Annotated in this window: 23 protein-coding genes, 1 pseudogene and 1 riboswitch; of the genes and pseudogenes, 8 read left to right on the top strand and 16 right to left on the bottom strand. The window is 58.2% G+C overall.

The features are described from left to right. The first annotated feature begins 193 nt into the window (after positions 1–193). Complete coding sequence (locus ACA064_RS02470) at positions 194–646, top strand: GNAT family N-acetyltransferase (protein WP_497671976.1); 453 nt, start codon at positions 194–196, stop codon at positions 644–646. 71 nt (positions 647–717) lie between these two features. On the opposite strand, the gene ACA064_RS02465 is transcribed toward ACA064_RS02470, so the two are convergent. Genes ACA064_RS02465 through ACA064_RS02455 form a run of 3 tightly spaced genes read right to left on the bottom strand, consistent with a single transcriptional unit; the run spans position 718 to position 3,718 of the window. Then, complete coding sequence (locus ACA064_RS02465; RefSeq protein WP_497671975.1) at positions 718–1,014, bottom strand: winged helix-turn-helix domain-containing protein; 297 nt, start codon at positions 1,012–1,014, stop codon at positions 718–720. Between the two features lie 24 nt (positions 1,015–1,038). Then, positions 1,039–1,551 carry a M48 metallopeptidase family protein gene (locus tag ACA064_RS02460; protein ID WP_497671974.1) on the bottom strand — a complete coding sequence of 171 codons (513 nt, stop codon included), beginning with the start codon at positions 1,549–1,551 and terminating at the stop codon, positions 1,039–1,041. 43 nt (positions 1,552–1,594) lie between these two features. Further along, positions 1,595–3,718 carry a putative bifunctional diguanylate cyclase/phosphodiesterase gene (locus ACA064_RS02455; RefSeq protein WP_497671973.1) on the bottom strand — a complete coding sequence of 708 codons (2,124 nt, stop codon included), beginning with the start codon at positions 3,716–3,718 and terminating at the stop codon, positions 1,595–1,597. 323 nt (positions 3,719–4,041) lie between these two features. Between ACA064_RS02455 and ACA064_RS02450 the strand changes: the two genes are divergently transcribed. Continuing rightward, on the top strand, positions 4,042–4,710 hold the full coding sequence (locus ACA064_RS02450) for a polysaccharide lyase family 7 protein (RefSeq protein WP_497671972.1): 669 nt from the start codon (positions 4,042–4,044) through the stop codon (positions 4,708–4,710). Positions 4,711–5,003: 293 nt separating this feature from the next. On the opposite strand, the gene ACA064_RS02445 is transcribed toward ACA064_RS02450, so the two are convergent. From ACA064_RS02445 to tkt, 7 genes are all read right to left on the bottom strand, one after another. Further along, positions 5,004–5,414 (bottom strand): hypothetical protein, encoded by a 411-nt coding sequence (locus ACA064_RS02445; protein WP_497671971.1) that lies wholly within the window; start codon positions 5,412–5,414, stop codon positions 5,004–5,006. Between the two features lie 251 nt (positions 5,415–5,665). Then, positions 5,666–6,730: a class II fructose-bisphosphate aldolase gene (gene fba, locus ACA064_RS02440; RefSeq protein ID WP_497671970.1), complete on the bottom strand. Its 1,065-nt coding sequence runs from the start codon at positions 6,728–6,730 to the stop codon at positions 5,666–5,668. A gap of 183 nt (positions 6,731–6,913) precedes the next feature. Continuing rightward, entirely contained in the window at positions 6,914–7,243 is a 330-nt protein-coding gene (locus ACA064_RS02435; protein ID WP_497671969.1) for an MliC family protein, read from the bottom strand. A gap of 60 nt (positions 7,244–7,303) precedes the next feature. Next, complete coding sequence (locus ACA064_RS02430) at positions 7,304–7,525, bottom strand: hypothetical protein (protein ID WP_497671968.1); 222 nt, start codon at positions 7,523–7,525, stop codon at positions 7,304–7,306. Between the two features lie 32 nt (positions 7,526–7,557). Further along, positions 7,558–8,721 carry a phosphoglycerate kinase gene (locus ACA064_RS02425; protein WP_497671967.1) on the bottom strand — a complete coding sequence of 388 codons (1,164 nt, stop codon included), beginning with the start codon at positions 8,719–8,721 and terminating at the stop codon, positions 7,558–7,560. Between the two features lie 17 nt (positions 8,722–8,738). Continuing rightward, complete coding sequence (epd, locus tag ACA064_RS02420) at positions 8,739–9,803, bottom strand: erythrose-4-phosphate dehydrogenase (RefSeq protein WP_497671966.1); 1,065 nt, start codon at positions 9,801–9,803, stop codon at positions 8,739–8,741. 179 nt (positions 9,804–9,982) lie between these two features. After that, positions 9,983–11,980 carry a transketolase gene (gene tkt / locus ACA064_RS02415; protein WP_497671965.1) on the bottom strand — a complete coding sequence of 666 codons (1,998 nt, stop codon included), beginning with the start codon at positions 11,978–11,980 and terminating at the stop codon, positions 9,983–9,985. A gap of 261 nt (positions 11,981–12,241) precedes the next feature. Between tkt and ACA064_RS02410 the strand changes: the two genes are divergently transcribed. From ACA064_RS02410 to ACA064_RS02395, 4 genes are all read left to right on the top strand, one after another. Then, complete coding sequence (locus tag ACA064_RS02410) at positions 12,242–13,237, top strand: ArsR/SmtB family transcription factor (RefSeq protein ID WP_497671964.1); 996 nt, start codon at positions 12,242–12,244, stop codon at positions 13,235–13,237. Positions 13,238–13,255: 18 nt separating this feature from the next. After that, a complete protein-coding gene (gene metK, locus ACA064_RS02405) occupies positions 13,256–14,446 on the top strand; it encodes a methionine adenosyltransferase (RefSeq protein ID WP_497671963.1) in 1,191 nt (396 codons plus the stop codon). A 237-nt stretch (positions 14,447–14,683) separates the two neighbouring features. After that, positions 14,684–16,369, top strand: a complete 1,686-nt coding sequence (gene ligB / locus ACA064_RS02400) for an NAD-dependent DNA ligase LigB (protein WP_497671962.1) — start codon at positions 14,684–14,686, stop codon at positions 16,367–16,369. 98 nt (positions 16,370–16,467) lie between these two features. After that, the gene (locus ACA064_RS02395) at positions 16,468–16,863 is read left to right on the top strand and encodes a DUF1090 domain-containing protein (protein WP_497671961.1); all 396 of its coding nucleotides are present in this window, start codon (positions 16,468–16,470) and stop codon (positions 16,861–16,863) included. Positions 16,864–17,092: 229 nt separating this feature from the next. Here ACA064_RS02395 and ACA064_RS02390 read toward each other — a convergent pair whose 3' ends face one another. Next, positions 17,093–17,542: a c-type cytochrome gene (locus ACA064_RS02390; RefSeq protein WP_497671960.1), complete on the bottom strand. Its 450-nt coding sequence runs from the start codon at positions 17,540–17,542 to the stop codon at positions 17,093–17,095. 128 nt (positions 17,543–17,670) lie between these two features. On the opposite strand from ACA064_RS02390, the gene mltA reads away from it, so the two are divergent. After that, positions 17,671–18,843, top strand: a complete 1,173-nt coding sequence (gene mltA, locus ACA064_RS02385; RefSeq protein WP_497671959.1) for a murein transglycosylase A — start codon at positions 17,671–17,673, stop codon at positions 18,841–18,843. A gap of 139 nt (positions 18,844–18,982) precedes the next feature. On the opposite strand, the gene ACA064_RS02380 is transcribed toward mltA, so the two are convergent. Together ACA064_RS02380 and ACA064_RS02375 are read right to left on the bottom strand one after the other, a co-directional pair. Beyond that, positions 18,983–19,369, bottom strand: a complete 387-nt coding sequence (locus tag ACA064_RS02380; protein WP_497671958.1) for an MAPEG family protein — start codon at positions 19,367–19,369, stop codon at positions 18,983–18,985. Positions 19,370–19,405: 36 nt separating this feature from the next. Next, positions 19,406–20,239, bottom strand: a complete 834-nt coding sequence (locus ACA064_RS02375) for an EamA family transporter (protein ID WP_497671957.1) — start codon at positions 20,237–20,239, stop codon at positions 19,406–19,408. A gap of 198 nt (positions 20,240–20,437) precedes the next feature. Here ACA064_RS02375 and ACA064_RS02370 point away from each other — a divergent pair, with 198 nt between their 5' ends. Then, entirely contained in the window at positions 20,438–21,607 is a 1,170-nt protein-coding gene (locus ACA064_RS02370) for an MFS transporter (protein ID WP_497671956.1), read from the top strand. 267 nt (positions 21,608–21,874) lie between these two features. On the opposite strand, the pseudogene ACA064_RS02365 reads toward ACA064_RS02370, so the two are convergent. The 3 genes and pseudogenes from ACA064_RS02365 to ACA064_RS02355 all read right to left on the bottom strand — a co-directional run bounded on the left by ACA064_RS02365 (position 21,875) and on the right by ACA064_RS02355 (position 25,273). Then, positions 21,875–23,736 (bottom strand): annotated as a pseudogene (locus ACA064_RS02365) (DUF3857 domain-containing transglutaminase family protein). A 132-nt stretch (positions 23,737–23,868) separates the two neighbouring features. Further along, a complete protein-coding gene (locus ACA064_RS02360) occupies positions 23,869–24,714 on the bottom strand; it encodes a formate/nitrite transporter family protein (protein ID WP_497671955.1) in 846 nt (281 codons plus the stop codon). A gap of 154 nt (positions 24,715–24,868) precedes the next feature. Beyond that, positions 24,869–25,273, bottom strand: coding sequence for an acyl-CoA thioesterase (locus ACA064_RS02355; protein ID WP_497671954.1), 405 nt, complete (start codon positions 25,271–25,273; stop codon positions 24,869–24,871). 205 nt (positions 25,274–25,478) lie between these two features. After that, a riboswitch (S-adenosyl-L-homocysteine riboswitch) is annotated at positions 25,479–25,585 on the top strand. The last annotated feature ends 21 nt before the right edge of the window (positions 25,586–25,606 follow it).

The raw sequence follows: 25,606 nt of genomic DNA, 5'->3' as shown, positions 1-25,606 counted from the left end.
AACAATCCGGTCCTGACTTTAGCTCATGAGAGCCATTGCGAAGAGCTACAAAGCAGATTACACAAAGAAGACAGCGCCGAGCAAAATGAATGATGTCAATTTGACTGCGTTCACATAAACAACATTTGCCGCCAGCAGAAATCCATTTGGATGGCATTTAGTATCAGAACCAGAGTTCTTACAGGGTGAAGTGATGACAATCGATTGGGTTTGCAAACACCACAGCGATCTGGGCAAGGAGCAGTTGTACGCCATTCTGCAACTGCGTACGGAAGTCTTCGTTGTCGAGCAAAAATGCGCTTACCAGGATGTCGATGGCCAGGACCTGGAGGGCGACACCTGCCATTTGATGGGCTGGGAGGGGGATCGGCTGGTGGCTTATTTACGCTTGCTCGACCCGGCTTCCCAAGGCGGTGATGTGGTCATCGGGCGTGTAGTGATTGCGCCAGAGGCGCGAGGCAAAGGCCTGGGTCATGAACTGATGGCCAATGCCTTGAAACAGGCTGAAAAGCACTGGCCTGAATTGCCTGTTTATCTTTCGGCGCAGGCGCATTTGCAGAACTATTACGGGCGATACGGGTTTGTCGTGGCGGGTGAGGAATTTCTTGAAGATGATATTCCGCATATCGGGATGCGTAAGCCTTAAAAATGCTTTCAGGTGAACGCTAAACCTGTGGCGAGGGAGCTTGCTCCCGCGCCACAGGTGGTCGCCAGGCTTCAGGGATACCCTAAAACCGCCTTTACCTGCCCCAGATGTTGGGTAATCCAGCCCTTGTCGATCGCCCCCCAACTGTGGATCTGATAACGCCCGGCATGGTTGCGCGCGCCATCCTGCTGCTCGAACTCGCAAATGATATCCAGATCCGCCAACGCGGCAATCGTATCCTGCGCCGTGCGCCGAGGCATGCCGGTAAGCTCGGTGATTGCCGGAACGCTGCTGGCCAGCTGGCTGTCGATCAGATAAGCCACGTACAAACGCCGGTAAAAGCTGCTCTTGGTCTTGCTCACGTCCATTCACAAACTCCTTGTCGGTCACAGCTACAGGGCCACGACAGCCTTGCCCTGCATATCCCGATAAGTCAGGTAGATGCGCAGGTCGAATTCCAGTTGGTGGTAGCCCGGCAGCATGTGCTCGCAGAGCTGATAAAACGCCTTGTTATGATCGGACTCTTTGAAGTGCGCCAGTTCATGCACCACGATCATGCGCAGAAATTCCGGCGCCGCATCCTTGAACAATGCGGCGATGCGGATTTCCTTCTTGGCCTTGAGCTTGCCGCCCTGCACCCGGGAAATCGCCGTATGCAGGCCAAGAGCACGATGAGTCAGGTCCAGACGGTTATCGAACAACACTTTGTCGATGGTCGGCGCGTTACGCAGGTGTTCCTGCTTCAAGGCCAAAGCATAGCTGTATAGCGCCTTGTCGCTCTGCACCGCATGTTTATCGGGATAACGCTGGCTCAGATAGTCGCCCAACCGATCCTGCGCGATCAGCTGGTGCACTTGCTCTTGCAATGCAGCGGGATAAGCCTGGAGGTACTTCAGCGCGGTCATGGGAGCGGCAACACAGTCACGAAAGGTCACCAGTGTAGCGAATTCAGCCTCTCAGTGCGCTCCAGTCAAACGGCTGTGCGAAGCGGCTGGCATCACCGGCCATCAGCGGTTGCGCCACCAACAAACCTTGCACGTACTCGCAACCATGTCTGCGCAACCAATGGAATTGGTCGAGTGTTTCCACGCCTTCAGCGATCACCTGCAAACCGAACTGCTTGCACAACTCAATAATGCTATGGACCATCGCGGCATCGCGTGGCGAGTCGAGCAGACGGGCGATCAACTGCCGATCGAGCTTGAGGGTGTCGAGCTCCAGGTCACGCAGGTGAGCCAAGGAGCAGTTGCCCACACCAAAATCATCGAGAGCGACTCGCACCCCTAGATTACGCAGCAGGCGTAACTGTTTGCGAGACTCCTCGAAATTCTGCATCAGCGCTTCCTCGGTCACTTCGACTTCCAGCTGGCGCGCCTGCAAGCCATAACGCTCAAGTACCTGACGAAACTCGGTGACCAGATTTGGCATGCTGAACTGAGTCCCGCTCAGGCTTACACAGAGCACCATGTCGTCACCGAACACCCCTTCCCAGGCGCTGCGCTGAGCCGCACTCTGCTGATAAATCCAACTGCTCAGACGGCTGATCAGCCGTGCCTCTTCCAGCAATGGCAAAAACAGTCCAGGCGGTACGTCCCCGACACTCGGGTGCTGCCAGCGCAGTAATGCTTCGAAGCCGCGCAGCCGGCCATCGGCTATCGCCACCTGAGGCTGGTACACCAGATTGAAATCCTTGTTCTCAATCGCGGAGCGCACGCTTTCTTCAAGCATCAAGCGCGAACGGGCGCGGCCGTTCATTTCGTGATCATAGAACCGATACTGCTGACGTCCCGCGCGCTTGGCTTCGTACATGGCTATATCGGCAGCCCGCAGCAAGCCATCAAGATTGAAGCCGCAGTCCGGGTAGGTGGCGATCCCGATACTCACGCCGAGCGTCATGTCCAGACCCTCGATCTGCTGACAGATTGACACTCGCTCTATGAGCTTTTCCGCTATTTTCGCCGCCTGTTCGGGGAATTCCAGATCGAGCAGCGCGGTGAACTCATCACCCCCCATGCGTGCCAGAATATCGGCGGAGCGCAAGCACGCTTTCAATTGCTCGGACACCCAGCGCAGCACCCGATCCCCGGCATCATGCCCCAAGGAATCATTGACCCGTTTGAAACCATCGAGGTCCAGATACAGCAGCACCGGCGTGGTGTCCGAACGCTCGGCGCGCAAGAGAAGACTCTCAACTGTCTGGTAGAACCCACGGCGGTTGAGCAGCCCGGTCAAGGGGTCGGTGACAGCCTGGAATTCCAGTTGCTGATGCAGATGGCGCACCACCGACATATCCAGCACCGTTACCACCATGGCTTTCTGTTCGGCCGGCAACGGCGCGCATGAGAGTGCCACGGGCACCTGCTGACCAGGGACGGTGCGCAACATGGCATCATGCAAGCGCCAGGTTTCGCCGCGGCGGTAGCCGGTATAAAGCTCTGAATCGACCCAACTGGGCACATGGGGATTTTGCAGAAAACTTACAAACTCCGCGCCCTTCAACTCGGCCACCGGAGCATTGAGCAAGCGCGAGATCGCCGGGTTGGCATAGCGGATCAAGCCGTCTTCATCCACCACCAGAATCCCTTCTGCCGCATTGTCCAGTACCGAGGCATTAAACGCCCGCGCTGCCTCCAGCTCATGACTCAGGCGCTGCAGGGCGCGACGATTGCGCTGATGCTCGAGCAATGCCTGGACTTTCGGTTTGAGAATCTGGGGGTCGAACGGCTTGAACAGGTAATCCACCGCGCCACTGGCATAGCCCTTGATCACGGAGGCCTGGGACTGCTCGTTGGCGGTAAGGAAAATGATCGGGGTCAGTTGAGTGCGTTGGCTGCCACGCATCAGGCGCGCCACTTCAAAACCGTCCATGCCGGGCATCTGCACATCGAGCAGCACCAGGTCGACTTCATGCTCAAGCAACAAGCCCAGCGCCTCGACCCCGGAGGCCGCCGTCATGACATGCCAATCCTGGCGCTGCAACAGCGCACGCATGCTGATCAAATTTTCGGGATAGTCATCAACTATCAAAAGGACTGAGCGGCCTTCACCTGGCTTGGGTTGCGCGCATTCCATGCTGCTTCTCTTATCAATGCCTCATACCGGTTACCGGAGGGAAAACCGGACAAATACTGAGCCTTCACTCTAGCCTCGGATCCGCCAAAGCAGTAGGTGTCATCACGCCATCATTCTAACAAACCCCCAGGCACCCGACTAACGGTATGGCCCACAGGCCCCGAAAACCGGGGAGGATGGCATTTCGCCGGAAGGTTGACGTCAACTCTCCGCCAGATGGACTTAACAAAGGGTTGTTCTGCGATTATAAAGACCGACCTCAAAAGCGCGAGCCAAAGCCTCTGGCTGCTTGCGTACAGCATGAATCAGCAAAAGGTTTGAATATGATCGATATGGCATCCTGGAACCTGAGCGTTCCCGTCGGCAGCCCCCCGGCGACCATCGAAACCTCCGAACTGGTGAGTGGTTTCAAGGATCAGTACTTCAATTCCGATGGCAGCACCGTTTATTTCTGGACACCCGTGACCGGTACACGCACTGAAAATGCCACATATCCGCGTACCGAATTACGCGAAACCTACTCCAACGGCACCTTGCGTAATTGGCTCTACCCCGACGCTGATAATTCGCTGCACGCCACCCTGGTGGTGAACCAGGTGCCGTCCTCGGGCAAGGTCGTCATTGGCCAGATCCATGCCTACGGAAGCACCAGACCCATGGTGAAAGTCGAGTACCAATACAGTGAAAGCACACAGAGCGGCAACATCGTCGCCAAAGTGCGCATGCGCCCCGAAGATAACGAAGGCCGGGTAATCAATATCGCCGAAGGTGTGAAACTGGACAGGGAGTTCTCCTACCAGATCCACCTCGGCCGCAGCGGCACCCTGAGCGTCTCCGCGGCGGGTTATCAGTGGGACACCCAGATCGGCGCCGCCTGGCGCGACAAACCGCTGTACTTCAAGGCAGGGGTTTATGTGCAGGACAACTCGGGCTACAAAAGCGAAGGTGGGAAAGCGACGTTCTCCAGGCTGGATATTGATCACAATAAGTAGTGATGGGTCTTGGGTAACCGTCGCTGAAAAACTGAAGGAACGCGGCCTTTTGTGGCGAGGGAGCTTGCTCCCGCTGGCCTGCGCAGCAGGCCAAAAACCGGCAATCGCGTTTCATCAGCTAGAACGCATCCGCCGGTTTCGCGAGTGCTGCGCACTCGATCGGGAGCAAGCTCCCTCGCCACAGGGGAACGCGCACTACCTACTGCCTGATTGCAGACACGCCAGAACGCTCCCACAATAAAAACCGCATCACTGCGGTTTTTATTACCCGTGATAAAACTTGAGCACTGCTTTTATTTAACGCACATCAACATAAAGCTCAATGAAGTATCACCCGCCGCTCCAGTATTCCCGACCGCCAGCGATAGAACATTTATATAACTTGAAGTAGGACTTCCACTCAGCTTCGCATGCCCGTAGAAAATACCATCATAAGAGCCGACATCCGTTACAGAAACCGTGCAAAAACCCGGAGCATGGCTGAAGATCCCAGGTACAAACTTTACCTTGTAATCGGAAAAGTAGTCGAGCTGAACGTTATGCTCGACTCCGGCAATCCACTCAGGTGATTGCACCAGTACTTTACCCTGGCTATCAATTGAAGCCGTAAACACCTTGGCGCCCGCATTTACGGGCATGACCACTGCGCAGATGCCTAGAACAGCCAATAAGCCTGCACACCTCAACGCTTTATTCACGTCCATATGATTAGTCATCCTTCGATGGTTAATTGAGCCATCGGCTAAATTACCGAGACTCACAAACTCATCTAAGACATCCTGCATAGCATTGTCAAAGACTCACATCACAACAAGAAAACAAGCCTAAATCCGATTAACAAATCCTACGACCACTAAAGAAACATCCGACTTCCTCAAGTACGCTCAAGCACTTTGTTCCACCCATAAAAAACCCGCATCTCTGCGGGTTTTTTAACGCCATTAAACACTCAGGCTTAGTTAACCTTGGCGTTCAACTCACCTTTGGCATAACGCTGGAACATCGCTTCCAACGAAACCGGCTTGATCTTCGAGCCGTTGCCCGCAGTACCGAAAGCTTCGTAACGTGCGATACACACGTCACGCATGGCAGTCACGGTAGCGCCGAAGAATTTACGTGGGTCGAATTCGCTCGGATTGGTGGCCATCAGGCGACGCATTGCGCCAGTGGATGCCAGACGCAGGTCGGTGTCGATGTTGATCTTGCGCACGCCGTGCTTGATGCCTTCGACGATTTCTTCAACCGGCACACCATAGGTTTCTTTGATGTCGCCGCCGTACTGGTTGATGATCGCCAGCCACTCTTGCGGAACCGAAGAAGAACCGTGCATCACCAGGTGGGTGTTAGGGATGCGTTTGTGGATTTCTTTGATGCGGTCGATGGCCAACACGTCGCCGGTAGGTGGCTTGGTGAATTTGTAGGCGCCGTGGCTGGTGCCGATGGCGATGGCCAAGGCGTCGACCTGGGTGCGCTTGACGAAGTCAGCGGCTTCTTCCGGGTCGGTGAGCATCTGGCTGTGATCGAGCACGCCTTCTGCGCCGATGCCGTCTTCTTCACCGGCCATGCCGGTTTCCAGCGAACCCAGGCAGCCCAGCTCGCCTTCTACCGAAACGCCACAGGCGTGAGCCATGGCTACGGTTTGTTGGGTCACACGGACGTTGTAGTCGTAGTCGGTCGGGGTCTTGCCGTCTTCGCCCAGGGAACCGTCCATCATCACCGAACTGAAGCCCAGTTGGATGGAGCGCTGGCAGACGTCAGGGCTGGTACCGTGGTCCTGGTGCATGCACACCGGGATGTGCGGGAATTCTTCGATCGCCGCCAGGATCAGGTGACGCAGGAAGGGCGCACCGGCGTATTTACGCGCACCGGCGCTAGCCTGGACGATCACCGGGGAGTCAGTCTTGTCAGCGGCTTCCATGATGGCGCGCATCTGCTCAAGGTTGTTGACGTTGAAGGCTGGAACGCCGTAGCCGTATTCGGCTGCGTGGTCCAGCATCTGGCGCATGCTGATAAGTGCCATTAGGTGTGTATCTCCCGGTTGAGGGTCGTTAATCGTGCAAGCCTGCCGTAGCGGTGGCTGCTATTCAAGTTATTGCAGATCGGGGGTAAGCCCTGGCTGCCAATTCGGTGGTGCATAAATTCTAGAGCCAACACAGTTTTAGTGTGGGAGCGGCGGTGCATCAATTCCGTGTTCGTCTCAGCCCTACTGCGCTTTACAGCCGCGGCCGATCAAGTCGTTGGTGGCGACCCAGTAAACCAGGCCTTCCTCACCTTTTACGTGAAACGCCAACATGTCATTGCTGTACAGCGAGCCCGAGCCGCTTGGTTCCAGTTTCAGACGATAGACCTGCTCGGCACCGCCCAGGCGTAAATCAACTTCCGTACGGTTGCTGTCGGTGTAGCGCCAGACCACTTGTGCCTGACTATCGCAGATCCAGGTCGTCCAGCTGTCCTGCTGCGGCGACTCAAACATGTTCAAGCTGCCGCAACCTGCGAGCAATACCAGCGCCGTCACGGCGATAAGGCCTTTCATCGGCGTTCCTCGACTTGCGGCTGACAGCCGCAAGCACCGCGCGTTAATGAATCTGACCCGTCAAGGACAGCCATGTTCCTTGGCCTTGGCCGGAGTCTCGTATTTATCCAGAGCTTCCGGCCCTGAGCGCTTGTTGATCACCGGGGCGGTTTCGGCCTGCCAATCGGCCTGATAGCAGCCTTTTTCCGGCTCGTTCGCGGCAGGTTCAGGCTGGGCCTGCGGAGTGCTCCCGCAGCCTGCCAGCAACCCCGCGAAAAACAACAGCAGTAACGTCTTGACCATTTGAATGTTCCTTTTTCAGGCCAGATAAACCCTTAGGCTTTCGCGCGGCTTTCCAGCACTTCAACAGCAGGCAGCACTTTGCCCTCGACGAACTCGAGGAACGCGCCGCCGCCGGTAGAAATGTAGGAGATTTGCTCGGCAACGCCATATTTATCGATGGCGGCCAGTGTGTCACCACCGCCTGCAATGGAGAACGCCGAGCTTTCGGCGATAGCCTTGGCCAGGACTTTGGTGCCGTTACCGAACTGGTCGAATTCGAATACGCCGACCGGACCGTTCCACAGAATGGTCTTGGAAGATTTCAGCAATTCAGCGAAGTTCGCTGCGGTTTGCGGCCCGATATCGAGGATCATATCGTCATCGGCGACGTCCGCGATCAACTTGACGGTGGCCACAGCGCTTTCGGCGAATTCCTTGGCCACTACCACGTCGACCGGCAATGGCACGCTGACTTTGGCAGCGATGGCGCGGGCGGTGTCCAGCAGGTCCGGCTCGTACAGCGACTTGCCGACCGGGTGACCGGCCGCAGCGAGGAAGGTGTTGGCAATGCCGCCGCCGACGATCAGCTGGTTGCAGATCTGGCTCAGGCTGTTGAGCACGTCGAGCTTGGTGGAAACCTTGGAGCCGGCGACGATGGCGGCCATTGGCTGGGCCGGTGCGCCAAGGGCTTTGCCCAGCGCGTCCAGTTCGGCAGCCAGCAACGGGCCAGCCGCCGCGACCTTGGCGAACTTGGCCACGCCGTGAGTCGAGCCTTCAGCGCGGTGAGCGGTGCCGAAGGCGTCCATCACGAACACGTCGCACAAGGCGGCGTACTGTTGGGCCAATTCGTCGGCGTTCTTTTTCTCGCCTTTGTTGAAACGCACGTTTTCGAACAACACGATGTCGCCGGCTTTAACGTCGACGCCGCCCAGGTAATCGGAGACCAGCGGCACTTCGCGGCCCAGAGCCTTGCTCAAGTAGTCGGCAACCGGTTTGAGGCTGTTCTCGGCCGAGAACTCGCCTTCGGTCGGACGGCCAAGATGCGAGCAGACCATCACGGCCGCGCCTTTTTCCAGGGCCAGCTTGATGGTCGGCAGCGAAGCCAGGATTCGCGCATCGCTGGTGACAACACCGTCCTTGACTGGGACGTTGAGGTCTTCGCGGATCAGTACGCGTTTACCTTGCAGATCGAGGTCGGTCATCTTCAACACGGTCATGGGTCGCATTTCCTGAATTACTGCTTTTGAGAAGCAAATAGTGGAGTAGCGGTGTGCAGATAGTGCTCTGCAACATCCAGCATTCGGTTGGCAAACCCCCATTCGTTGTCGAACCAGGCCAGCAGGTTTACCAGCCGTGGGCCGGAAACGCGGGTCTGACTGGCATCGACAATCGCCGAATGAGGGTCGTGGTTGAAATCACAACTGGCGTGAGGCAACTCGGTATAGGCCAAAAGGCCTTTGAGCGGGCCGCTGGTGGCGGCCTCGCGCAGAATCCGGTTGACCTCGGTGGCGTCGGTGTCGCGTGCAGTCTGGATAGTAATATCCAGGCAAGACACGTTAACGGTCGGCACTCGCACTGCTTTGGCCTGAATTCGCCCCGCAAGTTCCGGCAACAGCCGTTCGATGCCACGCGCCAGACCAGTGGACACCGGAATCACCGACTGAAACGCCGAACGGGTACGACGCAAGTCTTCGTGATGATAGGCGTCAATCACCGGTTGATCGTTCATCGCCGAGTGAATGGTGGTAATCGACACGTACTCCAGGCCGATGGCCTGATCCAGCAGGCGCAACAGCGGCACACCGCAATTGGTGGTGCAGGAGGCATTGGACACCAGCAACTCGTCACCGGTCAGGCAATCCTGATTGACGCCATAGACGATGGTGGCGTCGACATCCGCCTCGCTGGCCATCGGCTGGGAGAACAGCACCCGTGGCGCGCCGGCATCCAGGAAGCGCTGGCCGTCGGCCCGGGTGTGGTAGGCGCCCGAGCATTCGAGCACCAGATCGACACCGAGGGCTGCCCAATCGATGCCTTCAGGGGTGGCACTGCGCAGGACCCTCACGCAGTCGCCATTAATATGCAGACAATCGCCGTCGACCTTCACCTCTCCGGGAAAACGCCCGTGAGTGGAGTCGAAGCGTGTCAGGTATTCGATGCTGGCCATGTCGGCCAGATCGTTGATCGCAACAATTTCAAACCCGGCCGCCGCCCCTCGCTCGAACAAAGCACGCAAGACGCAACGACCAATCCGGCCGTAGCCGTTGAGTGCAACTTTGTAGGGACGCGGTTGAGGCATGGGGTTCTCGATAGACGCGGTAGACGAATTCTCGTTAACAACACAATCCCTTGTAGGAGCTGCCGAGTGAAACGAGGCTGCGATCTTTTGATCTTGCTTCAAAAACCAGATCAAAAGATCGCAGCCTGCGGCAGCTCCTACGGGGGACCGCGGCGGTCATAAAACCGCCGCGTTGTGTTTTAGTCTTCCAACAGCTCTTCAGCCTGACCCAGGATGTTTTCCAGGGTGAAGCCGAACTCTTCGAACAAGGCCGGCGCAGGCGCCGACTCGCCGTAGGTGGTCATGCCGATGACGCGACCTTCCAGGCCCACGTATTTGTACCAGTAGTCGGCGTGAGCGGCTTCGATAGCGATCCGGGCGCTGACCTGCAACGGCAGGACTGCTTGCTTGTAGCCGGCATCCTGAGCATCGAAGACGCTGGTGCATGGCATGGAAACCACGCGCACCTTGCGGCCTTGTTCGGTCAGCTTGTCGAAGGCTTGAACCGCCAGGCCGACTTCGGAACCGGTGGCAATCAGGATCAACTCCGGCTCGCCTGCGCAGTCCTTGAGCACGTAACCACCACGGTTGATGCACTCGATCTGCACCGCATCGCGGGTTTGGTGCTGCAGGTTCTGACGGGAGAAGATCAGTGCCGACGGACCATCGTCACGCTCCAGCGCGAATTTCCAGGCCACCGCCGATTCAACCGCATCGGCCGGACGCCAGGTGTCGAGGTTCGGTGTGCAGCGCAGGCTGGACAGTTGCTCCACCGGCTGGTGAGTCGGGCCGTCTTCGCCCAGACCGATGGAGTCGTGGGTGTAGACGAAGATCACGCGCTTTTTCATCAGCGCCGACATGCGCACTGCGTTGCGAGCGTATTCCATGAACATCAGGAAAGTCGCGCCGTAAGGCAGCAGACCGCCGTGCAGTGTCACGCCGTTCATGATTGCGCTCATGCCGAACTCGCGAACGCCGTAGTACATATAGTTGCCACTGGCGTCTTCGGCGTTGACGCCTTTGCAGCCTTTCCACAGGGTCAGATTGGAACCGGCCAGGTCAGCGGAACCGCCCAGCAGTTCCGGCAGCAGCGGGCCATAGGCATTCAAGGCATTCTGGCTGGCTTTGCGGCTGGCGATGGATTCGCCTTTGGCCGCCACTTCAGCGATGTAGGCCGCAGCTTTCTCGGAGAAATCTTCCGGCAATTCACCGCTCAGACGACGGATCAACTCATTGGCCAGCTGAGGGAATTCAGCGGAGTAGGCAGCGAACCGCTGGTCCCACTCGGCTTCGGCGGCACGACCGGCTTCCTTGGCATCCCACTCGGCATAGATATCGGCCGGGATTTCGAACGGGCCATGGTTCCACTTCAGCGCAGTGCGGGTCAGCGCGATTTCCGCGTCACCCAGTGGGGCGCCGTGGCAATCTTCCTTGCCTTGCTTGTTCGGCGAACCGAAACCAATAGTGGTTTTGCAGCAGATCAGCGTCGGTTGCTCGCTTTTGCGCGCAGTCTCGATCGCGATCTTGATTTCTTCCGGGTCATGGCCGTCGACATTGCGGATCACTTGCCAGTTGTAGGCTTCGAAACGCTTGGCGGTGTCGTCGGTGAACCAGCCTTCGACTTCGCCGTCGATGGAGATGCCGTTGTCATCGTAGAAGGCGATCAGCTTGCCCAGGCCCAGGGTACCGGCCAGGGAACTGACTTCGTGGGAAATGCCTTCCATCATGCAACCGTCACCCAGGAACACATAGGTGTGGTGGTCGACAATGTTGTGGCCAGGACGGTTGAACTGCGCCGCCAGGACTTTTTCCGCCAGGGCGAAACCGACGGCGTTGGCCAGACCCTGACCCAATGGGCCGGTAGTGGTCTCGACGCCTGGGGTGTAACCGTATTCCGGGTGACCCGGGGTGCGGCTGTGCAGTTGACGGAAGTTTTTCAGGTCATCGATCGACAGGTCGTAGCCGGTCAGGTGCAGCAGCGAGTAGATCAACATCGAGCCGTGACCGTTGGACATGATGAACCGGTCACGGTCGGCAAACGATGGATTGCTCGGGTTGTGCTTGAGGTAGTCACGCCAAAGTACTTCGGCGATATCCGCCATACCCATGGGGGCACCTGGATGGCCGCTGTTGGCTTTTTGCACGGCATCCATGCTGAGGGCACGAATGGCGTTGGCACGCTCACGACGGCTGGGCATCGCTGATCTCCTGAGGATTAAGTAAAAACGAAACGGAAAAAAGGCGAGCATTTTCCCCCAGCGGACAGCCTGGGGGCAATCACAGATAGTCACTCAAGCGACTTTTTCCTGTGGATAACCGCCTAATCTTTTGGTGAAACCATTCTGCTGTACGTTTGTAGAGTGAACCCGGGCTCAAGAAGTGCCATCTATCGAGCAATATCAAAACTTATTGATATTGCTCTTGCGAGGAGTCAGAGCCCTCACTAGACTGCCAGCCCTATGAACCTACGCGTGCCCTCCATTCGCCATGACGACTGTGATGAGCTGGCTGCCCTGTGCAAAGCCGGCGGCGATCCGTTGCGGCTGAATGTGTTGCGGGCACTGGCCAACGATTCGTTCGGCGTGCTGGAACTGGCGCAGATCTTCGCCATTGGTCAGTCCGGCATGAGCCACCATTTAAAGGTCCTGGCCCAGGCCGACCTGGTGGCGAGCCGGCGTGAAGGCAATGCGATTTTCTACCGCCGCGCCCTGCCCCACAGCGAATTGCTGGGCGGCAAGTTGCACGCAGCACTGCTCGATGAAGTGGATAACCTGACACTGCCGGCCGACGTGCAGTCGCGGATCAGTCAGGTCCACAGCCAACGGGCCGCAGCCAGCCAGGATTTCTTCTCGCGGGTCGCGGAAAAGTTTCGCGCACAGCAGGATTTGATTGCCGGCCTGGCGCAGTACCGCGAAAGCGTCGTGACGCTGCTCGACAAGTTGAGTTTCGGCGACGGGGCCACGGCCATTGAAGTCGGCCCCGGCGACGGCGGTTTTCTGCCGGAGCTGGCGCGTCGGTTCGGCCAGGTCACGGCGCTGGACAACAGCCCGGCGATGCTCGAGCTGGCGCGTCAGGTGTGTGAGCGTGAAGCGCTGGCGAACGTCAGCCTGCAACTGGCCGATGCATTGAATGGCGTGAGCCTTCAGGCCGATTGCGTAGTACTGAACATGGTGCTGCACCATTTCGCGGCACCGGCCGATGCGCTCAAGCACATGGCCAAATTGCTGCAACCAGGCGGTAGCCTGTTAGTGACAGAGTTGTGTAGCCACAATCAAAGTTGGGCCAAGGAGGCCTGCGGTGATCTTTGGTTGGGTTTTGAACAGGACGATTTGGCCCGCTGGGCCACCGCTGCGGGACTCGTTCCCGGGGAAAGCCTCTATGTAGGCTTACGTAATGGTTTCCAGATCCAGGTCCGCCACTTTCAGCGACCGGCTGGCGACACTCACCATCGGTAAATTCAGGAAAACATCGAGATGAGCGAATACTCCCTCTTCACCTCCGAGTCCGTGTCTGAAGGGCATCCGGACAAAATCGCCGACCAGATTTCTGATGCGGTGCTGGACGCCATCATTGCTGAAGACAAGTTCGCCCGTGTGGCGTGCGAGACCCTGGTGAAAACCGGCGTAGCGATCATTGCAGGCGAAGTCACCACTTCGGCCTGGGTTGACCTCGAAGACATCGTCCGTAAAGTCATCATCGACATCGGTTACGACAGCTCCGACGTCGGCTTCGATGGCGCCACCTGCGCGGTAATGAACATCATCGGCAAGCAGTCGATAGACATCGCCCAGGGCGTTGACCGCAGCAAGCCAGAAGACCAGGGTGCCGGCGATCAGGGCCTGATGTTCGGCTACGCCAGCAACGAAACCGAGGTGCTGATGCCAGCGCCAATCACCTTCTCTCACCAGTTGGTGCACCGCCAGGCCGAAGCCCGTAAATCCGGCCTGCTGCCGTGGTTGCGTCCGGACGCCAAATCCCAAGTCACCTGCCGCTATGAAAACGGCAAGGTCGTGGGCATCGACGCCATTGTTCTGTCGACCCAGCACAACCCGGAAGTGTCTTACAAAGACCTGCGCGAAGGCGTGATGGAGCTGATCGTCAAGCACGTGCTGCCTGCCGAACTGCTGCACAAGGACACCCAGTTCCACATCAACCCGACCGGCAACTTCATCATCGGCGGCCCGGTGGGCGACTGCGGCCTGACCGGTCGCAAGATCATCGTCGACACCTACGGCGGCATGGCCCGTCACGGCGGCGGCGCATTCTCCGGTAAAGATCCATCGAAGGTTGACCGTTCCGCGGCTTACGCCGGTCGTTACGTGGCGAAAAACATCGTCGCTGCTGGCCTGGCCGAGCGTTGCGAGATTCAGGTTTCCTACGCCATCGGCGTCGCACAGCCGACTTCGATCTCGTTGAACACCTTCGGCACCGGCAAGATCGGCGATGACAAGATCGTCAAACTGGTCCGCGAGTGCTTCGATCTGCGTCCATACGCGATCACCACCATGCTCGACCTGCTGCACCCGATGTACCAGGAAACCGCAGCCTACGGCCACTTCGGTCGTACGCCAGAAGTGAAGACCGTCGGCGACGACACCTTCACCACGTTCACCTGGGAAAAAACCGACCGCGTCGACGCCTTGCGCGCTGCTGCCGGTTTGTAAGCGTTCTTCGGCTGCACTAAAGCCCCGCACGGTTCGCCCTGTGGGGCTTTTTCATGCCCCCCTTGTGAGAGCGGCGGTGCGGCGATCCGACTTGCCCGCGAACACGACCTGACAGCCGACAACTATTTCAACCCGTTTCGATATCTACCAGCCGACACACCCGGCAAAATACCTGTCTGATTCCATCGTTTCAGCTGATATAGCCTTAAGCATCCCACCCGAGCAAGGATGCTTGCGATGCTCCCCTCTGCACGCCTGTTAATCGGTTTATGGCTGGCCCTCTATTACCTGAATGCCAACGCGAACACCTGCCCCGACTGGTCGTTCAGCCGCGCCAAGGAAGAAATCACTCAACTGCGACAACAGCTCAACCGCTGGGACGACAGCTATCACCGGCAAGGTCGCTCGCTGGTGTCCGACGAACTTTACGATCAATCCCGCGCTTTGTTCAGCCAATGGCGTGAGTGCTTTCCGACAATCCATGGGCAAGCCGCCAATCCTCTGCGCACCGCGGGGGGCCCGATTGCCCACCCCATCCCGCAGACCGGCCTGGAAAAACTCGCCGACGGCCGTGCCGTAGAAGCCTGGCTCAAGGACCGCGAGGACGTCTGGGTTCAACCTAAAGTCGATGGCGTAGCCGTGACGGTGATCTATCACCAGGGCCAATTGGAGCGAGTGATCAGTCGCGGCAATGGCGTGCGTGGGCAAGACTGGACCGCCTCGGCGCGCAAGATCGGAGCCATTCCTGCTCAACTGCCGCAACCGCTGGATCTGCTCCTTCAAGGCGAACTCTATTGGCGTCTCACCGACCATATCCAGGCCACCGCCGGTAGCCTCAACGCCCGCGGCAGTGTCGCCCGGCTGATGGCACGCAAGGAGCTCAGTGACGTAGACGCCGGCGGTATCGGGCTGTTTGTCTGGGATTGGCCGCAAGGCCCGGCCACCTTGCCCGAACGGCTGGCCGGCTTGAAAGCGCTGGGTTTTACCCAGAGCGCGCAATACAGCCAACCGATCAGCAATTTCGCCGACGCCGAACGATGGCGCGACCACTGGTACAACTCGCCCTTGCCGTTTGCCAGCGACGGCCTGGTACTGCGTCAGAGTCAGCGCCCGCCCGCGCAGCGCTGGCAGGTAAAAGCCCCCTATTGGATCGTCGCCTGGAAATACCCCTTCGCCCAGGCACTGGCAGAGGTGCGCGGAGTGAAATTCAGTATTGGTCGCACCGGGCGAATTACCCCCGTACTGGAGCTCAAACCATTGACCCTCGATGACCGGCAGGTCAAACACGTGAGCGTCGGTTCACTGCAACGCTGGCAGACCCTGGATATCCGCCCCGGCGATCAAGTGGCGATCAGCCTGGCAGGCCTGACCATTCCCCGCCTCGACAGTGTCGTTTTACGCGGTACCAAACGCCCGGAGGTGGTTGCGCCACGGGCAGAGGATTTTCATCAACTGAGCTGCTGGCAGCCCACCCCGGGGTGCGAGAGCCAATTCCTGGCACGCCTGACCTGGCTCAGTGGCGCGCAGGGACTGGCGCTGCCGCATATCGGCCCCGGCACCTGGGAAAAACTGATCAGCGCCGGGCGCATCAACAGCCTGCTCGATTGGTTGACCCTCGATGCGCAAGAGCTTGCTAACATTGACGGCTTCGGCGAGCGCAGCAGTGCCCGTTTGCTGAGCAGTTTGCAGAGCGCCAGGCAGCGTCCCTTCGAACACTGGCTCAAAGCCTTGGGCATGCCACCGACAGCCGACGTCGACCTGACCGGTCCATGGCAGACGCTGGCGCCAAGAACTACCGAACAATGGCAGACCGAGGGCGGGATCGGGCCGGGACGCGCAGCGCAATTAAGCGCATTTTTTCGCGACCCGCAGGTACTGGCCCTGAGTGAAGAATTACGCGCTGCCGGGATCGATGGTTTCTAGAAGCCAGGATGCCCGGCAGCTTTGAACCCAAGGGTACAGATGAACTCCAATAGCGATCTGTACACTGACCTGACAGCGATATTTTTTACGGAGCCCTCATGAATTTTTTGTCACCGCTCGCCCTGCTCACCGTTTGCAGCCTGCTGGCCACCCCTCTGCTGGCCGTTGAAGAAACCCCAGAGCTCACCGGCTGTGCGGCTAAACGTCAGGCTATCAGCGCCCAGATCGAGCAGGCCAAAGCCCATGGCAACAGTGATCAGCAAGCGGGCCTGGAAAAAGCCCTGAGCGAAGTTACTGCCAATTGCTCCGAGGCGTCCTTGAAGAAAGAACGGGAAAACAAGGTGCTGGATGCCAAGCACGAAGTCAGCCGCCGTCAGAGCGACCTTGAGAAGGCCATGAAAAAGGACGACTCGGAGAAGATCAACAAACTCAAAGACAAACTCGCCAAGTCCCGCAAAGAACTGCAGGAAGCGCTGGATGAGTTGGAAAAGTAAGTCTGAGAAAGACCGGTGCTAGCTGTGGCAAGAGGCTTTTGTGGTGAGAGGGCTGTTGTGGCGAGGGGGCTTGCCCCCGCTCGGCTGCGAAGCAGTCGTAAATGCGAGGAATGCGTTGTATCTGGCAAACCGCGGTTACCGGTTTTAGGGCCGCTCCGCGACCCAGCGGGGGCAAGCCCCCTCGCCACAGCAAGCTCCCTCGCCACAGGTTATATGTCGGACCTCAGAATCAATGATCACGAAACTGTTTATGGCACGCGCTACAAGCGTCTTCGACTTTCTGCACTGCCGGGCCCAGGTTATTGGCATTGTAGGGCTGAACCTGGCTGGCGATCACCAATTCACCGGTGGCCGCTTCCAGCGTGCGGGCCAGCTCCTGAAAGCGTGCCTGCTGCTGCCAGACATCGTCCTTGGCGCTGGTGTGGTCTTCTTCTCTGACTTGGGGAAAATGCTTCCACGGTTCATGGGACAAGCTGTCCAGCTTCACCGCGCCCTCGGCAAAACGCGCTCCGTCGAAGGGAATTCGCTCGCGCAACATGCCGCCCAGGTCTTCGCTGGTCTTGAGCATTTGCTTGAAGATCGCCTTGCGCTGACCCAGCGGCGAATTCGGGTCGACACCACCGCAGGCGGACAACATCAGGCAGGCCAGCAATACAACTGAAAGTCTTTTAAAAGTCATGGGGGCTTCAGGTCACGGGAAACGGCGCCCAGTATCCTCGCGTCACCCGCAAAGACCAATAGCCCTATTAACAATACGGATTGTTTGAACGCTTCGAGCGCTTGGACAACCTGCAAAGGAAGTACCGAATGAACAGTCATTTCAAGGCATGGCGTCGCAACCTGGCCTGGACCCTACCGATGGTCGCTTTGCTCGCCGGTTGCAACGGTGGCGACAGCACCAAGCCACAAACACATGCCCTTGCAACCTATGTCAGCGCGACCTGGGAGGGCCTGCCGGCTGTTTCCGACGATGATTTGCTGGCCGGATTCGGCTCCTGGCGCAGCGCCTGCACTCGACTCAAGGCCGACCCGATCTGGGCCACCACCTGCGCGGCCGCGGCCAATGTGCCGCAGACGGCTGGCGATGTCCGCGGTTTTCTCAAGGAGCGTCTGGATGTATATGGCCTGCGCTCTGCCAATGGCAGCGGTAACGGCCTGATTACCGGCTATTACGAACCGGTTTATCCGGGAAGCCTGACCCAGACTGCGCAAGCAAGCGTTCCGGTCTACGGCGTGCCCGAAGACATGATCATCGTGTCGCTGGACAGCATTTACCCAGAGCTCAAAGGCAAGCGACTGCGCGGCCGACTCGAAGGCCGGGTGCTCAAGCCTTATGACGACGCCGCCGCGATTGATGCCAAAGGCGTCAAGGCACCGGTCATTGCCTGGCTCACCGATCCGATGAACCTGCAATTTCTGCAGATCCAGGGCTCGGGGCGCATTCGACTGGAGGACGGCCGTCAGTTGCGCATCGGTTATGCCGATCAGAACGGCCATCCGTATCGGCCCATCGGCCGCTGGCTGGTGGACCAGGGTGAGCTGAAAAAAGAACAAGTGACCATGGGCACCATCAGTGCCTGGGCCAAGGCGAACCCGACACGGATACCCGAGTTGCTTGGCAGCAATCCCAGCTACGTGTTCTTCAATCGCAACCCCGACAGTAATGAAGGCCCGCGCGGCTCGCTGAACGTGCCGCTGACCGCAGGCTACAGCGTCGCGGTGGACCGCAAGGTGATTCCGCTGGGCAGCCTGTTATGGCTCTCGACCACCCGCCCTGACGGTACCGGACTGGTACGTCCGGTGGCAGCACAGGACACTGGCGGCGCTATTGCCGGCGAAGTCCGTGCCGACCTGTTCTGGGGCACCGGCGATGCAGCGGGGCAATTGGCCGGGGACATGAAGCAGCAGGGGCAGATCTGGATGCTGTGGCCCAGAGGCGCGGTGTTGCCGAAGGTGCCGGATGTGATCGATCCAAAATAAACCGAGGCGCCCCCTTCGCGGGCAAGCCCCAATGTAGGAGCGCGCTTGCTCGCGATGGACTCAAGGGTGACGCGTTTATTCAGAAAACACGCGTTATCGTTAACGTCCATCGCGAGCAAGCTCGCTCCTACAAGCGCCCTCAAATCGATACAAAAAAGAAACTCGCAATCAGCCCCATACCCACAAACCACACCAGCGAACGCAAGACTGCCCAGTCCGCCAGGTAGCAAATGATGTAGAGCAAGCGGCTGGTGATAAACAACACCGCCAACACATCGATGATCACCAGATCGGCATTTTCGCTGATGTAGGCAATGATCACCGCTACGGCAAACGCCGGGGTCACTTCGAAGCTGTTCAGCTGTGCAGAGTGAGCGCGCCGGGCGAAGCCCTCAAGATTGTCGAGAAAGGCCCGCGGATCATGGTTCTGTTGCAGCCCGAATTTGCCGCCGCTGAACTTGGCAACACCGGTGCATAGATAGGGAAGAAAAATGGCGATCAACACACACCAAAATGCGACAGTCATTGCAGATTCCTTTTTAGAGTCCTATTGATGTCCGGTTCAAAACTTCATGACCAGCATGCCGATCAGTACCAGCCCACAGGCTAAGAGCCGCGGCCGGCCGAAAGGTTCTTTCAAGTAGCGCATCCCGAACAGCACCACCAGAATCACGCTGATTTCGCGCAGCGCCGCCGCTTCGGCAATCGAGCCCAGCTGCATGGCCCATAGCACCAAAGCGTAGCTGAACAGCACACAGAATCCGACGCTCAACCCCAGCCGCCATTGCTCGCGCCAGAACAACAGGAACGCCGGACGCTTGCGCACCAGCGCCAGCAAGGGAAACGGCCAGGCGCTGAGCAGCGTCACCCACACCAGGTAATCCAGGGGGTGCGACCAGCGCCGCAACGCCTGACCATCGATGAAGGTGTAACAGCCGATGCACAGGCCGATCAACGCCACCACCGGCAGCATCGACCACGGCAGGCGCTCGCCGCCGCCTCCTTGCCAGAGCAGGCAGAGCATGCCGAACGGGATCAGCAGAATGCCGAAGATCTGCTGGGTACTCAGCACCTCACCGGCGAAAATCAGGGTCAAGGCCAGCACCACCAACGGTGACAACCCACGCATCAGCGGATACACCAGCCCCAGATCGCCGACCCGATAGGCCTGGATCAGCAGATAGCGATAGAGCAACTCGAACGCCGCCGAGGCCAGGATCCACGGCCAGATCTCAACCGGAGGCAGCGATACGAAAGGCAGCATCAGCGCCACGAACAGCATCGCCACGCTGTCCATGCAAGCCACCACCAGCAATCGCTCGCCGCTGAATTTGATCAGGGTATTCCAGGCCGCATGCAACAGCGCCGCCACCAATACCAGAGCCGTCGCAAGCACGGCATACTCCTTATCCGGATTGAGAGAATTGATTCGCCATATGTCGGCAGCCGTTTATACTGCGACCGACCACGCCGCACTCAGTTGCGCACATACCTATTCCAATAAATTTTTGCTGCTGCCCCACTCCATCGGAGAAGGCAGCTGGCATGCGTATGCCTGATCAGAGCGTCAAGACTACAGACAGAGACCTTGCGCATGCCACTCGCTTTACTTGCACTGGCTGTTGCCGCTTTCGGCATCGGCACCACTGAATTCGTCATCATGGGTTTGCTTCCCGACGTCGCCAGAGACCTTGGCGTAAGTATTCCCGACGCCGGATTGTTGATCACCGGCTACGCCCTGGGCGTGGTGTTCGGCGCACCGATCCTGGCGATCGGTACCGCCAATATGCCGCGCAAGGCCACCCTGCTGGGCATGACCTTGATGTTCATCCTCGGCAATATCCTCTGCGCCCTGGCACCGAACTACGCCACCTTGATGGCCGCGCGGGTAATCACCGCGCTATGCCATGGCGCGTTCTTCGGCATCGGCTCGGTGGTTGCCGCGGGGCTGGTGGCGCCGAACAAACGGGCGCAGGCGATTGCCATGATGTTCACCGGCCTGACCCTGGCCAACGTGCTCGGCGTACCGCTTGGCACGGCGCTGGGTCAATACGCCGGTTGGCGCTCGACCTTCTGGGCAGTGTCGGTGATCGGTGTGATTGCGGCCATTGCCCAGTGGGTCTGGTTGCCGAAGCACATCGCCATGGACAAAGCCAACCTGGCCAGCGAGTTCAAAGTGCTGGGCAAGGTCAATGTGCTATTGGCGCTGGGCATGAGCGTGCTGGCATCCACCAGTCTGTTCAGCGTCTTCACCTACATCGCGCCGATCCTGCAGGACATCACCGGCGTCAGCCCCCACGGCGTGACCATCATGTTGCTGTTGTTCGGCGTCGGCCTGACCGCCGGCAGCATGCTCGGCGGACGCCTGGCGGACAGCCGGTTGTTACCGTCATTGGTGGGCATGGCGTTGGCGGTGGTGATCGTCCTGGCCGCGTTCAGCCAGACCAGCCACTCGGTGATTCCAGCGGCGATCACTCTGGTGTTGTGGGGCATCTTCGCTTTCGCCCTGTGCCCGATCCTGCAACTGCTGATCATCGACCAGGCCCATGAAGCACCGAACCTCGGCTCAACCCTGAACCAGAGCGCATTCAACCTGGGCAATGCCGCGGGCGCCTGGATCGGAGGCCTGGTAGTCGCCAGCGGCGCCGACCTCGCCGACCTGCCCTGGACCGGCGCCCTGGTCGGCGGCCTGACCGTGCTCACCGCGCTGTTCTTCATCTATCTGCAGCGTCGTGAGACTGCTGCGGTCAATGTATCCGCCTGAGGCTCTAGCCCGCATAGCTGCCTAAGCCGCTTTCGCGAGCAAGCTGCATCCCTGTAGGAGCGAGCTTGCTCGCGATAGACGTTAACTATAACGCGTGTTTTCTGAATGAACGCACCGCCCTTGAGTCCATCGCGAGCAAGCTCGCTCCTACAATAGAGACCTCATTTCCTTACCTCACTGACATTGGGGCAAGCCTGCTCCCACAGTAGATCGCTGGCGTGCACAAAAAGGTGTGCTCAACCCAGATCCGCAGTCCGCCCGATCAAACTAAAGCGACTGAACAATAATCTGGCTTTTCAGATCATTAACCATCGCATCGATCGCTGGTTTCATCGCTATGAAGTCCTCAGGACTGCACACCGCGCTCGGATGTTTGAAGATGAAGCGGCGATGCACAACCACGGCATTGGCCTCTTTCACATAGGTCGAGGTGTAATCGAAGTTGGTGTGGCGCAACGTCACTGGCTTAGGGGCGGCGAGAATGCCGACGTCCGCTGGAAACTCGAACCGCGCATGTTCCTCGGTCACGCCGGAGATACAGGTGAATGCCTGGAGTCGTTCATTTTCCACGGCGAAACCAAACACGTTCTGTGCGATGCCACCGGCAAAGCTGCTCAGCGTTGGAACGCCAATGGGGCCCGGCAGGTTGACCAGGTTTTCGGTACGGCCTGCCATCTTTATCTGAAAGTCGGTCGTATTACCTTCCAGCACTCCAGTCTCCAGCTTGCCGCTGCCCGTCTGACCAAAAGCCGTGAGCATCTGCTGGACTATCAAATTTCGGTCTGCAGGGTTCATGGATTTGAGTACGTATCTATTAAATTCCGCAGCCCATCCTTCTACATTGGAGGAGTGCGTGAAATCTGCAGCACCCGTCGAGCCAACCTTGAAGACTGTTGCGTTTTCGACTTTGCCTTGCTGCGTAAACGGTGTGCGCCCCAGCTCGCCGGACTTGGTGAGAACCACCGGTTTATCCAGTTCAGGAATCGGTAAATAACCGCCCGCGATTTCTCCAGCGGTCGAGTCCAGGTACAGGTCCAGGCTCGGTATATAGGTGATGACGTGATCGAGTACGCCAAGGGTCGGGACCTTGGGCAGAACATAGGCATTCCCGGCATTGATCAAGGCTGGCGAGCTTTCAATTCCCGCCGCAGACAATAACGCCTCCAGCAAGGCGACGTGATCCTTACAGTCCCCATAACGATTGGCCAGAATGGTATCAACGGAATGAGGAACGACGCCGCCGGCACCGATGTAGACGGCAACATAACGAATGTTCCTGCGTACCCAATCACTCAGCGCAATCGCCTTGGCCCGCGGGCTGTCGAGCTTGGCGGTGAGGGTTGTTGCCAGCTCAATGACCTCGGGCGTTATCTTGCTCTGGGCTCGGGCATCGTAGGCTTGTGCAAAAGCCTTGAAGTTGGCGAAGGTCGAAACCGCCAGATACCGGCCATAGTCCAGGTAAGAAACCGCGCCTTGTTCAATCCGGGCATTTTTCCCTGGAACATAGTCCCATCGATAGATTTTGCGGCCTGGCGCAGCGGTCGGGCTGATCGCCGCAAAGCCTCTGGCATCGGCATACAACGCCATGCTTCCGGCAAGTCATAAACAAGGGTGAACTGCTGGGTAGGATGGAACGCCGGAAAGGAAAGATCCTCGAAGTGCTCGGGGAACAATGCGATTGTGCGGTGTTTTTTATATTGAAGGACCAACCGATCGCCAACGGCGACCTCTGGAAATATCACGACCTTGACCAGCGTGTCCTGAAACATCGGCGCATTCGAAGACTGGCGCTCTTGCTGCTCCTTGATCTGGTCAGACTTGACCAACACCTTCCGGCCATCCGGCTTCTGGGTGTAGGCCTCGACGACGTCCAGGGTTTCCAGCGTGCGGTTGTAACTCAATGAGCGTTGCGCTTGCGCCTTGATGGCTCGATCTTCGTTAATGAGCATTACCGAGTCGTTGGTCAAGATGAAGCTGCCATCAGCATTGATGACATTGGTTTGAATCTCTTTCTCTATAGTGACCGACAGATCGGTGCCGTCATCCTTGGCCTGCGCCGTACTCAGCGCCAAAAGAAACACCAGCAAGCCGCTTATCAGGCGAGAGGGAAAGAAACCAGGCAACGCCATAAAGATCCTTCTTTTTTTGAATGGGATACATTCGCACCATACAGCAGCCCCTCTCCTGCCGCGATCCACTCCAACTGAAAAATTCCCTATTTTTAGTTGCTTACAACTAAATCAGAACTGTCCTACCCGAATCTACTCCTTCGGCGCACCACCACTCTCACTACGAATCTGAGCATGGCTGATCAAGGCAAAGATAAAGCTGCCGCCGATGATATTCCCGGCCAGCGTCGGTCCGGCGAAGACCAGCCAGAAGTCCTTCCACGGCAACTCGCCGGCGAATACCAGATAGGACACCTCGACCGTGCCGGCGACGATATGGGTGAAATCCCCCAAGGCCATGAGGTAGGTGATGAGGATGATGATCCACATCTTGGCGCTTTCCATGGACGGGATCATCCAGACCATGGTGGCGATCATCCAGCCGGAGACGATGCCTTTGGCGAACATCTGGCTGGGGTCGTTTTCCATGATCTTGCGGCCAATGTCGAGGAAGGCCAGATCGGTCTTGCGGTCGAATATCGGCAAATGCAACATGACGTAGGCCACCAGTAAGGTGCCGACGAGGTTGCCGAACAGCACCACGCCCCATAAACGAAACAAGCGGCCGAAGTTACCCAGCGTCGGCTTGCTCATGATCGGCAGAACGGCGGTCAGGGTATTTTCAGTAAAAAGTTGCTGGCGGGCGAGGATCACCGCGAGAAAGCCTGCGCTGTAACCGAAGCTGGCGATCACCTTGAAGCCTTCACCGTCCGGCAGGCGCGAGTTGAGTAGCCCCATGGCCATCAACGACAGGCCCATGGTCAAACCGGCGGCCAGCGCCGACCACCACAACGCCGCGACGCTGCGCTCCAGTTCCTGATTGCCCTGGGTGCGGATGATTTCATGCAGTACCACTGCGCGCGGTGACTGGCTCTTGTCGACTTCGTGCTGTTCCTTGGTCGAAAGGGCGGGGGTCTTGCCGTCTTTTTGCGTGTCCATAGAGCTCCTGAACGGTGGGCGTGTCATGTAGGTACGACACGCTGGGTTCGGAGCTGTTCAGTTCTGGAGCTGCCGAAGGCTTCGATCCTTTCGGCTTGGCGTCGATCTTGAAGATCAAAAGATCGCAGCCTGCGGCAGCTCCTACGGGCTCGCATTACTCGCTGACAATGTCATCCTTGAACTGATCTTCCACATATTTGATTGCGGTCCGCCCGTGAGCCGCGGGCAAACCGTCTTCACCCAGATTGACGAAGACCATTCGTTCGACCGTGAGGATACTTTTACGGGTGATCTTGTTGCGCACTTCGCAGGTCAGGGTGATCGAGGTGCGGCCGAATTCGGTGGCGGTGATGCCCAGTTCGATGATGTCGCCCTGACGTGAGGCGCTGACGAAGTTGATTTCGGAAATGTATTTGGTGACCACGCGCTGGTTGCCCAGCTGGACGATGGCGTAGATCGCCGCTTCTTCGTCGATCCAGCGCAACAGACTGCCACCGAACAGCGTGCCGTTGGGGTTGAGGTCTTCGGGTTTTACCCATTTGCGGGTGTGGAAATTCATGTTCACTCCAGAGAAGCAGTTGTGAGCAGCAAGCTACAAGCTGCAAGTGAAAAGCCGAGCGGCTCGTTCTTGTAGCTTGCCGCTTGCAACTTGTCGCTGCAACTCGCAACTTGTCGCTTGCAGCTTGCAACTTGCCGCTCAAAGAAAGCTATAATCGCCTCCGTTTCAAAACGGTCATCTTCAATTGATACCGTTTTCCCGCCACCTGTCCGAGGGGCGCTGCAGCAGGCTCGACCTGTCAGGCTCGGATGGGGCGTTGTCTGACCAGGATGATCCGGTCAGGCTTTAAACGCACAACGGCGCCCATTCGCATATCTACGAATGGAGGCTCTT

It is taken from the genome of Pseudomonas sp. LBUM1658 (genome assembly GCF_059716055.1).
This window is presented reverse-complemented; position numbering and strand designations above follow the sequence as displayed.

What these genes read in the sequence shown, in the direction of transcription:
- ACA064_RS02445 (WP_497671971.1), bottom strand. Translation starts at nt 5,414, where the DNA reads ATGGACGTGAATAAAGCGTTGAGGTGTGCAGGCTTATTGGCTGTTCTA.
- ACA064_RS02450 (WP_497671972.1), top strand. Translation starts at nt 4,042, where the DNA reads ATGATCGATATGGCATCCTGGAACCTGAGCGTTCCCGTCGGCAGCCCC.
- ACA064_RS02430 (WP_497671968.1), bottom strand. Translation starts at nt 7,525, where the DNA reads ATGGTCAAGACGTTACTGCTGTTGTTTTTCGCGGGGTTGCTGGCAGGC.
- ACA064_RS02370 (WP_497671956.1), top strand. Translation starts at nt 20,438, where the DNA reads ATGCCACTCGCTTTACTTGCACTGGCTGTTGCCGCTTTCGGCATCGGC.
- metK (WP_497671963.1), top strand. Translation starts at nt 13,256, where the DNA reads ATGAGCGAATACTCCCTCTTCACCTCCGAGTCCGTGTCTGAAGGGCAT.
- epd (WP_497671966.1), bottom strand. Translation starts at nt 9,803, where the DNA reads ATGCCTCAACCGCGTCCCTACAAAGTTGCACTCAACGGCTACGGCCGG.
- ACA064_RS02465 (WP_497671975.1), bottom strand. Translation starts at nt 1,014, where the DNA reads ATGGACGTGAGCAAGACCAAGAGCAGCTTTTACCGGCGTTTGTACGTG.
- ACA064_RS02360 (WP_497671955.1), bottom strand. Translation starts at nt 24,714, where the DNA reads ATGGACACGCAAAAAGACGGCAAGACCCCCGCCCTTTCGACCAAGGAA.
- ligB (WP_497671962.1), top strand. Translation starts at nt 14,684, where the DNA reads ATGCTCCCCTCTGCACGCCTGTTAATCGGTTTATGGCTGGCCCTCTAT.
- ACA064_RS02395 (WP_497671961.1), top strand. Translation starts at nt 16,468, where the DNA reads ATGAATTTTTTGTCACCGCTCGCCCTGCTCACCGTTTGCAGCCTGCTG.
- ACA064_RS02380 (WP_497671958.1), bottom strand. Translation starts at nt 19,369, where the DNA reads ATGACTGTCGCATTTTGGTGTGTGTTGATCGCCATTTTTCTTCCCTAT.
- ACA064_RS02355 (WP_497671954.1), bottom strand. Translation starts at nt 25,273, where the DNA reads ATGAATTTCCACACCCGCAAATGGGTAAAACCCGAAGACCTCAACCCC.
- ACA064_RS02460 (WP_497671974.1), bottom strand. Translation starts at nt 1,551, where the DNA reads ATGACCGCGCTGAAGTACCTCCAGGCTTATCCCGCTGCATTGCAAGAG.
- ACA064_RS02455 (WP_497671973.1), bottom strand. Translation starts at nt 3,718, where the DNA reads ATGGAATGCGCGCAACCCAAGCCAGGTGAAGGCCGCTCAGTCCTTTTG.
- fba (WP_497671970.1), bottom strand. Translation starts at nt 6,730, where the DNA reads ATGGCACTTATCAGCATGCGCCAGATGCTGGACCACGCAGCCGAATAC.
- tkt (WP_497671965.1), bottom strand. Translation starts at nt 11,980, where the DNA reads ATGCCCAGCCGTCGTGAGCGTGCCAACGCCATTCGTGCCCTCAGCATG.
- ACA064_RS02425 (WP_497671967.1), bottom strand. Translation starts at nt 8,721, where the DNA reads ATGACCGTGTTGAAGATGACCGACCTCGATCTGCAAGGTAAACGCGTA.
- ACA064_RS02410 (WP_497671964.1), top strand. Translation starts at nt 12,242, where the DNA reads ATGAACCTACGCGTGCCCTCCATTCGCCATGACGACTGTGATGAGCTG.
- ACA064_RS02390 (WP_497671960.1), bottom strand. Translation starts at nt 17,542, where the DNA reads ATGACTTTTAAAAGACTTTCAGTTGTATTGCTGGCCTGCCTGATGTTG.
- mltA (WP_497671959.1), top strand. Translation starts at nt 17,671, where the DNA reads ATGAACAGTCATTTCAAGGCATGGCGTCGCAACCTGGCCTGGACCCTA.
- ACA064_RS02435 (WP_497671969.1), bottom strand. Translation starts at nt 7,243, where the DNA reads ATGAAAGGCCTTATCGCCGTGACGGCGCTGGTATTGCTCGCAGGTTGC.
- ACA064_RS02470 (WP_497671976.1), top strand. Translation starts at nt 194, where the DNA reads ATGACAATCGATTGGGTTTGCAAACACCACAGCGATCTGGGCAAGGAG.